Origin of the sequence: Pseudomonas frederiksbergensis (genome assembly GCF_001874645.1) — a bacterium.
In the GTDB taxonomy this organism is placed as follows: Bacteria; Pseudomonadota; Gammaproteobacteria; order Pseudomonadales; family Pseudomonadaceae; genus Aquipseudomonas; species Aquipseudomonas frederiksbergensis_B.
This window is the reverse complement of sequence record NZ_CP017886.1, coordinates 1,712,709-1,725,299: the sequence shown is the minus strand read 5'-3', so window position 1 is coordinate 1,725,299 and position 12,591 is coordinate 1,712,709. Positions and strand designations below refer to the sequence as shown.

At 59.9% G+C, this 12,591-nt stretch carries 11 protein-coding genes; 10 read left to right on the top strand and 1 reads right to left on the bottom strand.

Annotated elements, in window-relative coordinates; all coding sequences use genetic code 11:
- The first annotated feature begins 19 nt into the window (after window positions 1-19).
- From BLL42_RS08600 to BLL42_RS08570, 7 genes are all read left to right on the top strand, one after another.
- Window positions 20-1,021: a response regulator gene (locus BLL42_RS08600; protein WP_071551676.1), complete on the top strand. Its 1,002-nt coding sequence runs from the start codon at window positions 20-22 to the stop codon at window positions 1,019-1,021.
- A 106-nt stretch (window positions 1,022-1,127) separates the two neighbouring features.
- Window positions 1,128-2,223 (top strand): peptide chain release factor 2 gene (gene prfB / locus BLL42_RS08595; RefSeq protein WP_129586940.1). Its coding sequence is split into 2 segments (ribosomal slippage): window positions 1,128-1,199 and window positions 1,201-2,223, totalling 1,095 coding nucleotides; the frame shifts between segments, so codons are not numbered across the junction.
- A 110-nt stretch (window positions 2,224-2,333) separates the two neighbouring features.
- A complete protein-coding gene (gene lysS / locus BLL42_RS08590) occupies window positions 2,334-3,836 on the top strand; it encodes a lysine--tRNA ligase (protein WP_071551674.1) in 1,503 nt (500 codons plus the stop codon).
- Between the two features lie 114 nt (window positions 3,837-3,950).
- Complete coding sequence (locus BLL42_RS08585; protein ID WP_071555720.1) at window positions 3,951-4,655, top strand: TetR/AcrR family transcriptional regulator; 705 nt, start codon at window positions 3,951-3,953, stop codon at window positions 4,653-4,655.
- 153 nt (window positions 4,656-4,808) lie between these two features.
- Window positions 4,809-6,086: a flavohemoglobin expression-modulating QEGLA motif protein gene (locus BLL42_RS08580; RefSeq protein ID WP_071551673.1), complete on the top strand. Its 1,278-nt coding sequence runs from the start codon at window positions 4,809-4,811 to the stop codon at window positions 6,084-6,086.
- A 30-nt stretch (window positions 6,087-6,116) separates the two neighbouring features.
- Window positions 6,117-7,031 carry an alpha/beta hydrolase gene (locus BLL42_RS08575; RefSeq protein ID WP_071551672.1) on the top strand — a complete coding sequence of 305 codons (915 nt, stop codon included), beginning with the start codon at window positions 6,117-6,119 and terminating at the stop codon, window positions 7,029-7,031.
- Window positions 7,028-7,354: a PA3694 family proteiin gene (locus BLL42_RS08570; RefSeq protein WP_071551671.1), complete on the top strand. Its 327-nt coding sequence runs from the start codon at window positions 7,028-7,030 to the stop codon at window positions 7,352-7,354. Before BLL42_RS08575 ends, BLL42_RS08570 begins: the two co-directional genes overlap by 4 nt.
- Before the next feature lie 186 nt (window positions 7,355-7,540).
- Here BLL42_RS08570 and BLL42_RS08565 read toward each other — a convergent pair whose 3' ends face one another.
- Entirely contained in the window at window positions 7,541-7,885 is a 345-nt protein-coding gene (locus BLL42_RS08565) for a pilin assembly protein (RefSeq protein WP_071551670.1), read from the bottom strand.
- 181 nt (window positions 7,886-8,066) lie between these two features.
- Between BLL42_RS08565 and ppc the strand changes: the two genes are divergently transcribed.
- The 3 genes from ppc (at window position 8,067) to tsaB (ending at window position 12,402) form a co-directional block, all read left to right on the top strand.
- A complete protein-coding gene (ppc, locus tag BLL42_RS08560) occupies window positions 8,067-10,697 on the top strand; it encodes a phosphoenolpyruvate carboxylase (RefSeq protein ID WP_071551669.1) in 2,631 nt (876 codons plus the stop codon).
- A 289-nt stretch (window positions 10,698-10,986) separates the two neighbouring features.
- Window positions 10,987-11,634, top strand: coding sequence for an adenylate kinase (gene adk, locus BLL42_RS08555; RefSeq protein ID WP_071551668.1), 648 nt, complete (start codon window positions 10,987-10,989; stop codon window positions 11,632-11,634).
- Window positions 11,635-11,727: 93 nt separating this feature from the next.
- Window positions 11,728-12,402 (top strand): tRNA (adenosine(37)-N6)-threonylcarbamoyltransferase complex dimerization subunit type 1 TsaB, encoded by a 675-nt coding sequence (gene tsaB / locus BLL42_RS08550; protein WP_071551667.1) that lies wholly within the window; start codon window positions 11,728-11,730, stop codon window positions 12,400-12,402.
- Window positions 12,403-12,591 lie beyond the last annotated feature (189 nt).

Here is a 12,591-nt window from a genome sequence, read left to right as displayed (position 1 = left end):
CTGACTCAGGTGCCCGCACATGGATGATTTACAGCTCGACGCCTTTAAAACCGATGAAAACGCCGCGATGGTGCTGCTGGTCGACGATCAGGCGATGATCGGCGAAGCCGTGCGCCGCGGGCTGGCAAACGAAGACAATATCGACTTCCATTTTTGCGCCGATCCGCACCAGGCCATCGCCCATGCGATTCGTATCAAGCCGACCGTGATCCTGCAGGACCTGGTTATGCCCGGTCTGGACGGCCTGTCACTGGTGCGCGAATACCGCAACCACCCGGCGACCAAGGACATTCCGATCATTGTGCTCTCGACCAAGGAAGACCCGCTGATCAAGAGCGCGGCGTTTGCTGCGGGGGCCAACGATTACCTGGTCAAGCTGCCGGACAACATCGAACTGGTAGCGCGCATTCGTTATCACTCGCGCTCCTACATGACCCTGATCCAGCGCGACGCGGCTTACCGGGCGCTGCGGGTCAGTCAACAACAGTTGCTCGACACCAACCTGGTGCTGCAACGCCTGATGAACTCCGACGGCCTGACCGGCCTGTCTAACCGCCGCCATTTCGACGAATACCTCGAACTGGAATGGCGCCGGGCCTTGCGTGAGCAGACGCAACTGTCGCTGTTGATGATCGATGTCGACTATTTCAAGTTGTACAACGACAGCTTCGGCCACCTGGAAGGCGACGAAGCCCTGCGCAAAGTCGCCACGGCGATCCGCAATGCCAGCAGCCGTCCTTCCGATCTGCCGGCGCGTTATGGCGGTGAAGAGTTCGTCCTGGTATTGCCCAATACCTCGCCGGGCGGGGCGCGTCTGGTCGCGGAGAAACTCCGGCAGACCGTGGCCGGAATGAAAATCCCGCATGTTTGCCCGGCCGAAGGTGCGAGCCTGACCATCAGCATCGGCCTCTCGACCATGACCCCGCAATCGGGCACGGATTGCCGTCAATTGATCTCGGCGGCGGACAAGGGGTTGTACCTGGCGAAGAACAATGGGCGCAATCAGGTGGGCATCGAATGAACCAACGCGTTCATTCACCGCTAAAGCCGCCAGGCGGGCTGCCGTGACAGCTTGATTACGTTATACTCGCCGGCTTTCAAAAGTTCGCCAACGAGTGCTGCCCGCCATGGAAATCAACCCGATCCTTAACAGTATCAAGGACCTGTCCGAGCGCTCCGAAACTATTCGGGGGTATCTTTGACTACGATCAAAAGCATGAGCGTCTGACCGAAGTCAATCGCGAGCTTGAAGATCCGAATGTCTGGAACAACCCGTCGTACGCTCAGGAACTGGGCCGCGAGCGCTCGCTGCTGGCGCAGATCGTCGAAACCCTCGACCAGATGCACAGCGGCCTTGCCGACGCCAAGGACCTGCTGCTGATGTCCGCCGAAGAAGAAGACCAGGCCGCCGTCGATGACGTCGCTGCCGAAGTCGAGCGTCTGCGCGAGGCCCTGGAAAAACTCGAATTCCGCCGCATGTTCAGCGGTGAGATGGACGCCAACAACGCCTACCTGGACATCCAGGCCGGCTCCGGCGGTACCGAAGCCCAGGACTGGGCCAACATCCTGCTGCGCATGTACCTGCGTTGGGCGGACAAACGCGGTTTCGACGCGACCATCATGGAACTCTCTGCCGGTGAAGTCGCCGGGATCAAAGGCGCAACCCTGCACATCAAGGGTGAATACGCCTTTGGCTGGCTGCGGACCGAGATCGGCGTGCACCGCCTGGTGCGCAAGAGCCCGTACGACTCCGGTAACCGTCGTCACACCTCATTCTCGGCCGTGTTTGTGTCGCCGGAAATCGATGACAACATCGAAATCGACATCAACCCGTCGGACCTGCGCATCGACACCTACCGCTCCTCGGGTGCCGGTGGTCAGCACGTAAACACCACAGACTCGGCCGTACGTATCACCCACGTACCGAGCAACACCGTGGTCAGTTGCCAGAACGAACGTTCCCAGCACGCCAACAAAGACACCGCGATGAAAATGTTGCGGGCGCGCTTGTACGAGCAGGAAGTGCAGAAACGCAACGCTGCCTCTCAAGCCCTGGAAGACACCAAGTCGGACATCGGCTGGGGTCACCAGATTCGCTCATACGTGCTCGACCAGTCGCGAATCAAGGATTTGCGTACTAACGTCGAACGCAGTGACTGCGACAAGGTGCTCGACGGCGACATCGACGAATATCTGGTAGCCAGCCTCAAGCAAGGGCTGTAATCAGGCAACACCGGAAATCTGCGAAGCCGCCACGGTCCTGTAGGAGCGTGGCGAAGCCCGCGAACCCTCGAAGCCGGGGGCAACGAACCTGTGATGGAATTTTTAAAGACATGAGCGACCTAGAACTCGATCCGCAAGCCCTGCAACAGGAAGAAAACTCCCTGATCGCCCTGCGCAAGGAAAAGCTTGCTGCCGAGCGCACCAAGGGGCAGGCCTTCCCCAACGACTTCCGCCGCGACGCCTACTGCGAAGATTTGCAGAAACAGTACGCGGACAAGACCAAGGAAGAGCTGGCAGACGCTGCGATCCCGGTCAAGGTTGCCGGTCGTCTCATGCTCAACCGTGGCTCGTTCATGGTGATCCAGGACATGTCCGGGCGCATTCAGGTTTACGTCAACCGTAAAACCCTGTCCGAAGAAACCCTGGCCGCGGTGAAAACCTGGGACCTGGGCGACATCATTGCTGCCGAAGGCACCCTGGCCCGTTCCGGCAAAGGCGACCTGTACGTTGAAATGACTGACGTACGTTTGTTGACCAAATCCCTGCGCCCACTGCCAGACAAACACCACGGCCTGTCCGACACCGAGCAGCGCTATCGCCAGCGTTATGTTGACCTGATCGTCAACGAAGACGTGCGTCAGACCTTCCGCGTGCGTTCGCAAGTGATTGCGCACATTCGCAGCTTTCTGATGAAGCGTGACTTCCTGGAAGTCGAAACCCCAATGCTGCAAACCATTCCGGGTGGTGCGGCAGCCAAGCCTTTCGAGACTCACCACAATGCGCTGGACATGGGGATGTTCTTGCGCATTGCGCCTGAGCTGTACCTCAAGCGGCTTGTTGTGGGTGGGTTTGAAAAGGTGTTCGAGATCAACCGCAACTTCCGTAATGAAGGTGTCTCGACTCGTCACAACCCTGAATTCACCATGTTGGAGTTCTACCAGGCGTACGCCGACTATGAAGACAACATGGACCTGACCGAAGAACTGTTCCGTGAGCTGGCGCAGCTGGTTCTGGGCAGCACCGACGTGCCTTACGGCGACAAGGTGTTCCACTTCGGCGAACCGTTCGTGCGTCTCTCGGTGTTCGACTCGATCCTCAAGTACAACCCGGAGCTGACCGCTGACGACCTGACCGACATCGACAAGGCCCGCGCCATCGCCAAGAAGGCCGGCGCCAAAGTGCTGGGCTTCGAAGGTCTGGGCAAGCTGCAGGTGATGATTTTCGAAGAGTTGGTCGAGCACAAGCTGGAACAGCCGCACTTCATCACCCAGTACCCGTTCGAAGTGTCGCCGCTGGCCCGCCGCAATGACGAGAATCCGAACGTCACTGACCGTTTCGAACTGTTCATCGGTGGCCGCGAAATCGCCAACGCCTACTCCGAGTTGAACGACGCGGAAGACCAGGCCGAGCGTTTCATGGCTCAGGTGGCCGACAAGGACGCCGGCGACGACGAAGCCATGCACTACGACGCTGACTTTGTTCGCGCGCTGGAGTACGGCATGCCGCCGACCGCCGGTGAAGGTATCGGTATCGACCGTCTGGTGATGCTCCTGACCAATTCACCGTCGATACGCGATGTGATCCTGTTCCCGCACATGCGGCCGCAAGCGTAAATGTTTCAATTAAAAAGCCGCCTATAACAGGCGGCTTTTTATTGCCTGTCTGGTACAAACGTATCAATTGGTTACTTTTGACGTTAGAGAGGAATACCGGTCGTGAATCGTGCAATTGCTCAAGAAGGAGCAGCTGGCATCGCCACTGCGGTCGCTGAAAGCGTCCAATACCAGGGTCGCAAAGCCAGTCGACAGGGAAGTGAGCAGCGTCGACAGGAAATTCTCGATGCGGCGATGCGCATCGTCGTGCGCGACGGTGTCCGTGCGGTACGTCACCGTGCAATAGCCGCCGAAGCCGGTGTGCCGCTGTCGGCGACGACTTACTATTTCAAGGATATCGATGACCTGCTTACCGATACCTTCGCTCAATACGTCGAACGCAGTGCCGCCTACATGGCCAGGTTGTGGGCCAATAACGAAGGCTTGTTGCGTGAGTTGGTCATCAGCGGTGATGGCAGCCCCCAGTCCCGCTCACAGTTGGCTGACGATATAGCACGGCTGATGGCGGACTATGTCCAGCGGCAATTGATCAACCGCCGCGAGCACTTGATGGCCGAGCAGGCCTTCCGTCAGGAAGCGTTGCTCAATCCGCGCCTGGCACTGTTGGTGCGCTCGCATCAGCAAATTCTCTTGCAGGGCACTTGCCAGCTTTTCCAGGTATTGGGTTCCCGAGAGCCGCAGCAGGATGCCAAGGTGTTGACGGCGATTGTCGGACGGATGGAATATCAGGGCCTGCTCAACGACGCAGAGCCGCAGGCCGAGCAAGAGATGCTCGGCATCCTGACGCGGTACATGCACCTGGTGCTGGCGTCGGTGTAACACGATCCCTGTAGGAGCTGCCGAAGGCTGCGATCTTTTGATCTTGCTGTACAAAAAAGAAGATCAAAAGATCGCAGCCTGCGGCAGCTCCTACGCCAAGCCAAGCCAGGCCAAGCCAGGCCAAGCCGTCCAATTTTTCAAAGGGAGCACCGGGTGGACGAATACCAGCAGACGATACGCACCTTGTCCGATCGCATAGTGCTGGCGCAAACGCCGATTCGGGTACTCGATGCGGTCAAGTGGGACGACAACATCCGCAAGGGTTTCCTCAAGGCCAAAGGCAAGGAAATGCCGGCCGTGGACCGCGACTACTACCTCAATCGGCCGCTGTCCTTCGACTCCAGCAAAGTGAAGCTGGAATTCCAGAACATCGAACGCGACATCACCCGTCAGCTCGGTCAGTTCAACCCGGTCGGGCAGATCATGCGGCGCATGTGCAAGGAATACCGCATGGTGGTGCGGATGCTCGAAGCGCGTGGCACCGAAGATTTCGGGTTGATCTCCCAGGAGCTTTACGGCGCGGCGTCCGATGCGTTCCACGCCGGTGACCCGACCCTGGCCGACCTCGGCTTGATGATGTCCGACTACCTGAACAACATCGATGGCCGGGGCGACCTCAAGGATGAGCCGAAGATTCTCACCGCTAAAGAAGCGGTGCACTTGCTGCAAACCCGCTTGAACAAGGTCTTTGGCGAAGCCGAGGAAACCATTCGGGTGTTCGAGTCCGACGGCATCGTCGCGGATGCGGCGGCCGGTGCCGACTACATCAAGATCCGCGCTGACGCGATGTTCAACGAACGCGATGTGCGCGCCCTGGAAGTCCATGAAGGGCTGGTGCATGTCGGCACCACCCTTAACGGTCTTAACCAGCCGATCTGCACCTTCCTGTCCAAGGGGCCACCGTCCTCGACCGTGACCCAGGAAGGCCTGGCGATCCTGATGGAAATCATCACCTTCGCGTCCTACCCGAGTCGCTTGCGCAAACTGACTAACCGTACTCGTGCGATTCATATGGTCGAGGAGGGCGCGGACTTCTTGCAGGTCTTTGAGTTCTTCCGCGCACAAGGCTTCGAGATGGCTGAAAGTTATAGCAATACCAGCCGGGTTTTCCGTGGTTCGGTGCCAAATGGTCTGCCATTTACCAAAGACTTGTCCTACCTCAAGGGCTTTATCATGGTTTACAACTACATTCAGTTGGCCGTGCGTAAAGGCAAGCTTGAGCAGATCCCTTTGCTGTTTTGCGGCAAAACCACTTTGGAAGACATGCGAACCCTGCGTCAGTTGGTGGATGAAGGTCTGGTGGAGCCGCCCAAGTATCTGCCGGACCAGTTCCGTGACATGAACGCCTTGTCGGCCTGGATGTGTTTCTCCAACTTCCTCAACCACCTGAGCCTGGACCGGATCGAAGCGGATTACTCGAATATCCTGTAACACTGATCGTTAATTGCGAGGCTTCAACGGATGAGAATCCTCGGCATCCTTTGCCTTCTCCTGACCCTCGGCGGCTGCAGCTCCTTGCTGTTCTACCCCGATCCCGGTCTACCGTTTACCCCGCGCAAAGCCGGGCTTGAATACCATGACGTCAGCCTGACCACCGCCGATGGCGTGAAACTCAGCGGTTGGTGGCTGCCGGCCAAAAAAGGTGTAGCAGTCAAGGGCACGGTGCTGCACTTGCACGGTAATGGCGGGAATCTCGCCGGGCATCTGGGGGCCAGTTGGTGGCTACCGAAGCAGGGTTACCAGGTGCTGCTGGTGGACTATCGCGGGTATGGACTGTCGCAGGGTAAACCCAGCCTGCCGGCGATCTATCAGGACATCGACGCAGCATTCAAATGGCTGGACCAGGCGCCCGACGTTCAGGGCAAACCGTTGATCGTCCTGGGCCAGAGCCTTGGCGGTGCGCTGGCCGTGCATTATCTGGTTGAACACCCCGAGCGTCAGCGCCAGCTCAAGGCGCTGGTCCTCGACGGTGTGCCGGCCAGTTACCGGGATGTCGGGCGGTTTGCGCTGAGTACGTCGTGGATGACCTGGCCGTTTCAGGTGCCGTTGTCCTGGCTGGTGCCGGACTCGGACAGCGCGATCAACTCGATGCCGCAGCTCAATGGCGTGCCAAAGCTGATCTACCACAGCATCGACGATCCGCTCGTGCCTCTTTCCAATGGCATCCGACTGTATCAAGCTGCGCCGCCGCCGCGAGTGCTGCAATTGACCCGAGGCGGTCACGTGCAGACGTTCGCCGACCCGGTCTGGCGCAAAGTCATGCTGCGCTACCTCGAAGACCCGCAGCACTTCAACGGTCTGCGCCGCCTGGGCGAAACGTCCAATTACCCGGCACCCCCGAATTCAGAAGTTGAACCTCCAGAGAGCCCGCAATGAGTGAAGAACGTAACGCCATCCCGCTGATCATCACCGGTATCTGCAGCATCCTCGGCACCGTCGGGGCCCTGTGGTTCTACGGTTACCTGCACTTCGCAAAACCCGAAGATGCACTGCTGCTCAACGACTTCACCATGCTCAAGACCGTACCGGGCGAAGACTATAAAGTCTCCCTGGAGCCGGCCGCGGAAGTCGCCCAGTGCGTCGATGGCGTGCTGGTGTTGTTCGACACCGAACAGAAAGGCCTGACCGGCGTGCTGGTCAACAACAAGAAGAAAGCCGTGCGCTGCATGGGGCAGGAAACGCCACAGCTGGAACAGTAAACACTGCCGGCCCCAAAGATCGCAGCCTGCGGCAGCTCCTACGTAAGCCCGTTGCGATCCGTTGATTTTCAACATGCCAAAGCCCGGTCCCCCGTAGGCGCTGCCGAAGGCTACGATCCATTGATTTTCAACATGCAAAAGCCCCGCCTGATCAGATCAGGCGGGGCTTTTGCTTTACAGGCTGTCTCAGTGTTTTTGCTTGCCGCTCTGAGCCGATAAATCGTGTAAATGTCGCCGCGACAATTCGAGAAAACGCGGTGTCGGGCCGACGTCTTCGTAGAGCGGGTCACCTTCCTCATCGGTCGCGACCACATGTTGCCCCTTGATGTAGGGAAAGCTCGCTTCGAGCTCTTCCAGGGCCGCACCGATCAGTTCGCCCAGCAGTTCTTCTGGGTGGCGTTTGGGGTACATCTCGGTAATCGCCGCCAACCGCGCCGCGGCTTCGACGTCCAGGTGAATGGTGTAGCCGGTCTTGGTCAAACGGCCTGTGGCGGTTTCTTCCCAATGCTGGGCTAACTCACGGATTTTCATGATGACCTCACTATGCACCTGCTCGTGGCAGGGTGTGATGAGTGTCCGGCCGTGGCCGGTGGCAAGCCTTTGTACGGCTTATCTATGAGACTAGCTTTAAAGTCGATTCGTCGCCCGGCTTGTAAGAACCCGCTGCGGACGGCACTCTTGGGGTCGACTGCCATTCGCTGGAGAACTGCTGATGACTGATATCGATGCACGCTTGCGCGAGGATGTTCACCTGCTGGGTGAGTTGTTGGGCAACACTATTCGTGAGCAGTACGGGGATGGTTTTCTCGACAAGATCGAGCTGATCCGCAAAGGCGCCAAGGCTGACCGACGTGGCTCGACGGACGCCGAACTGCGCGCCAGCCTCAACCAGTTGACTGAAGATGAACTGCTGCCAGTAGCGCGAGCATTCAACCAGTTCCTGAATCTTGCGAACATCGCCGAGCAATATCAGTTGATTCACCGCCGTGAAGAATCCCAGCCGGCACCGTTCGAGGCGCGGGTGCTGCCCGAACTGCTGGCCCGCCTGCGTGCCGAAGGGCATGGCAGCGACGCGCTGGCGCGACAACTGGGGCGGCTGGAGATCGAACTGGTGCTGACGGCGCACCCGACTGAAGTCGCCCGCCGGACCTTGATCCAGAAGTACGACGCCATCGCCGCGCAACTGGCAGCGCAGGATCACCGCGACCTGACGACCGTCGAGCGCGAGCAGATCCAGCAGCGTTTGCAACGCTTGATCGCCGAAGCCTGGCACACCGAAGAAATCCGCCGGACCCGGCCAACCCCGGTCGATGAAGCCAAGTGGGGCTTTGCGGTGATCGAGCATTCGCTGTGGCAGGCGATCCCCAACTACCTGCGCAAGGCCGATCAGGCCCTGCATGCCGCTACCGGCCTGCGTTTACCGCTGGAGGCGGCGCCGATTCGTTTCGCCTCGTGGATGGGCGGCGACCGTGACGGCAACCCGAACGTCACTGCTGCGGTGACCCGTGAAGTCCTGCTGCTGGCGCGCTGGATGGCGGCTGACCTTTACCTGCGCGATGTCGATCAGTTGGCCGCCGATTTGTCGATGCAGCAGGCCAGCACCGAGTTGCGGACCCAGGCCGGGGACAGCGCCGAACCTTACCGTGCCGTGCTCAAACAACTGCGCGAGCGCCTGCGTGCGACCCGTCACTGGGCGCAGGCCTCCCTGACCGAGACCACTGCGGCATCGGCCGAGGTGCTGCAACACAACCGCGAGCTGCTCGATCCGCTGGAGCTCTGCTATCAGTCGCTGCATGAATGCGGCATGGGCGTGATCGCCGACGGTCCGTTGCTCGATTGCCTGCGTCGGGCGGTGACCTTCGGCCTGTTCCTGGTGCGCCTGGATGTGCGCCAGGACTCGTCGCGGCATGCGTCGGCGATGACCGAAATCACCGACTATCTCGGGCTCGGTCGCTATGAAGACTGGGACGAGGAAGCGCGTATTCGCTTCCTGATGGGCGAGCTGAACAATCGTCGGCCACTGTTGCCGGCCTATTTCAAACCTTCGGCCGACACCGCCGAAGTCCTGGCGACCTGTCGCGAAATCGCCGCGGCGCCGGCGGCGTCGCTGGGCTCTTATGTGATCTCCATGGCGGGCGCCGCTTCGGACGTACTCGCCGTGCAGTTGCTGCTTAAAGAGGCCGGCGTGCTGCGGCCGATGCGCGTGGTGCCGCTGTTCGAAACCCTCGCCGACCTGGACAACGCCGGACCGGTGATCGAGAAGCTGTTGCTGCTGCCGGGTTACCGCTCGCGTTTGCAGGGCCCGCAGGAAGTGATGATCGGCTATTCCGACTCGGCCAAGGACGCCGGCACGACAGCGGCGGCCTGGGCGCAGTATCGGGCGCAGGAGCGCTTGGTGGATATCTGCCGCGAGCAGCAAGTCGAACTGCTGTTGTTCCATGGTCGCGGCGGCACCGTGGGCCGTGGCGGTGGCCCGGCGCACGCGGCGATTCTGTCGCAGCCTCCGGGATCGGTGGCCGGGCGTTTCCGCACCACCGAGCAGGGGGAAATGATTCGTTTCAAGTTCGGTCTGCCGGACATCGCCGAACAGAACCTCAACCTGTACCTGGCCGCGGTGCTGGAAGCAACGCTGTTGCCGCCTCCGCCGCCGGAACCGGCGTGGCGTAGCTTGATGGACGAATTGGCGGCTGATGGCGTCAGCGCTTATCGCGCCGTGGTGCGGGAGAATCCGCAGTTCGTCGAGTATTTCCGTCAATCCACACCTGAGCAGGAGCTGGGGCGTCTGCCGCTCGGCAGCCGTCCGGCCAAGCGTCGTGCTGGCGGGATCGAAAGCCTGCGGGCGATTCCGTGGATTTTCGGCTGGACCCAGACCCGCCTGATGCTGCCGGCCTGGCTCGGCTGGGAAGCGGCGTTGAGCAACGCCTTGGCGCGGGGTGAGGGTGAGTTGCTGGCGCAGATGCGTGAGCAGTGGCCGTTCTTCCGCACGCGCATCGACATGCTGGAGATGGTGCTGGCCAAGGCTGACGCGGACATAGCCCAGTCCTACGACGAGCGATTGGTTACGCCTGATTTATTACCTTTGGGGGTGCATTTACGCGACCTATTGTCGCAGGCGTGTTCGGTGGTCCTGGGCTTGACTGGTCAGTCGCAACTGCTGGCCCATAGCCCCGACACCCTGGAGTTCATCCGTTTGCGCAACACCTACCTCGACCCGCTACATCTATTGCAGGCTGAACTGTTGGCCCGCTCGCGGCAGCCGGAAGTGGCGCAGGGCAGCCCGGTGGAACAGGCGTTGCTGGTGTCTGTGGCGGGGATTGCCGCCGGTTTGCGCAATACCGGCTAAGGTATTTGCGGGGTGTCGCAGGCCGCTTTACTGTGACAAGCGACCGGTCCGCAGGGGGCGGTCGCGGTTGTCAGGCGACACTTTGTTATGGGGGGGCGACTTGGATCGCCTCGTCGCCAGGGTGTAACAGGCACGGGTTGCTCCGACTTTCGGCGGCTTGTGTGGTCAGGGCCTGCTGTGTATCTTGATCAGCCTTTGGCCGTTTGGGCGGCCCACGACCCTATTTTTGAGATTGGCCCCACGCGGCAAATCCGATCGTTATCTAAATAAGAAATTGAGGAGCACATCGATGCGCGTCATTCTGCTGGGAGCTCCCGGGGCCGGTAAAGGTACTCAGGCTCAGTTCATCACTGAAAAATTTGCTATTCCACAGATCTCCACTGGCGACATGCTGCGTGCTGCAGTCAAGGCTGGCACCGAGCTGGGCATCAAGGCCAAGGGCATCATGGATGCGGGCGGTCTGGTTTCCGACGACCTGATCATCGCGTTGGTCAAGGATCGTATCGCTCAGGCTGATTGCGCCAACGGTTTTCTGTTCGACGGTTTTCCGCGCACCATCCCTCAGGCTGAAGCCTTGGTCGATGCCGGTGTAGAACTGGACCATGTGGTTGAAATCGCCGTCGATGACGAAGAAATCGTTCAGCGTATCGCCGGTCGTCGTGTACACGAAGCCAGCGGCCGCGTTTACCACACCGTGTACAACCCGCCGAAAGTCGCGGGCAAGGACGACATCACCGGTGAAGCGCTGGTGCAGCGTAAAGACGACACCGAAGAAACCGTGCGTCATCGTCTGTCGGTCTACCACTCCCAGACCAAGCCGCTGGTGGATTTCTACCAGCAGCTGTCGGTTGCTAAAGGCAAGCCGGTTTACAGCCACATCGCAGGCGTTGGCTCCGTAGAAGCGATCACCGGCAAGGTGCTTGAAGCGCTGAGCTGAGAAAGCTGATTGGCTTTACGTTCAACGGCCCGCTTGCGGGCCGTTGTTGTTTATACTGGCGCACTTTTTCCACTTCTCTTTACGGAAACATCGATGAGCACCTTGCTGGCCCTGGACACCGCGACTGAAGCTTGCTCCGTTGCCTTGCTGCATGACGGCAAGGTTACGAGTCATTACGAGGTGATCCCGCGCCTGCATGCGCAGAAGTTGCTGCCGATGATCCAGCAGTTGCTGGCCGACGCGGGCACCACCTTGCAGGCGGTCGACGCGATTGCCTTTGGTCGCGGCCCGGGTGCGTTCACTGGCGTGCGAATTGCCATCGGCGTGGTTCAAGGCCTGGCGTTTGCGCTGGATCGTCCGGTGCTGCCGGTGTCCAACCTGGCGGTGCTGGCGCAGCGCGCATTGCGTGAGCACGGTGCACATCAGGTTGCGGCGGCCATCGATGCGCGGATGGATGAAGTCTATTGGGGCTGCTACCGAGAAACTGCCGGTGAAATGCGTCTGGTGGGGGCTGAGGCGGTACTGCCGCCGGAAGTTGCAGCATTACCGGCAGATGCCACGGGCGACTGGTTCGGCGCAGGCACCGGTTGGGGCTATGGCGAGCGAATCGCGGTCAATCTGATCGGTCAGGATGCTGGCATGTTGCCTCACGCCGAAGACTTGCTGACCCTGGCCCGTTTCGCCTGGGAACGTGGCGAAGGCATCCCGGCGGACGACGCACAACCGGTTTACCTGCGCGACAAAGTGGCGACCCCCAAGGCCCGTTGAGCTTCGAAGATCAAAAGATCGCAGGCTTCGCCAGCTCCTACAGGCGATCCGGAGTAGCCTGCGATCTTTTGATCGCCACTGCCAATCGTCAGTTTCTACACGGCGCGTTTAAACCTTTTCCGGTTTATGTGCTCTAGTTATCACTTGGGAGTTTGCGCACACCGGTAAGTGCCGCTAAATTGCCATCAT

Excerpts from the sequence above, each read along its gene's own strand:
- BLL42_RS08600 (WP_071551676.1), top strand. The coding sequence starts at position 20 with ATGGATGATTTACAGCTCGACGCCTTTAAAACCGATGAAAACGCCGCG.
- lysS (WP_071551674.1), top strand. The coding sequence starts at position 2,334 with ATGAGCGACCTAGAACTCGATCCGCAAGCCCTGCAACAGGAAGAAAAC.
- BLL42_RS08575 (WP_071551672.1), top strand. The coding sequence starts at position 6,117 with ATGAGAATCCTCGGCATCCTTTGCCTTCTCCTGACCCTCGGCGGCTGC.
- BLL42_RS08570 (WP_071551671.1), top strand. The coding sequence starts at position 7,028 with ATGAGTGAAGAACGTAACGCCATCCCGCTGATCATCACCGGTATCTGC.
- BLL42_RS08565 (WP_071551670.1), bottom strand. The coding sequence starts at position 7,885 with ATGAAAATCCGTGAGTTAGCCCAGCATTGGGAAGAAACCGCCACAGGC.
- ppc (WP_071551669.1), top strand. The coding sequence starts at position 8,067 with ATGACTGATATCGATGCACGCTTGCGCGAGGATGTTCACCTGCTGGGT.
- adk (WP_071551668.1), top strand. The coding sequence starts at position 10,987 with ATGCGCGTCATTCTGCTGGGAGCTCCCGGGGCCGGTAAAGGTACTCAG.
- tsaB (WP_071551667.1), top strand. The coding sequence starts at position 11,728 with ATGAGCACCTTGCTGGCCCTGGACACCGCGACTGAAGCTTGCTCCGTT.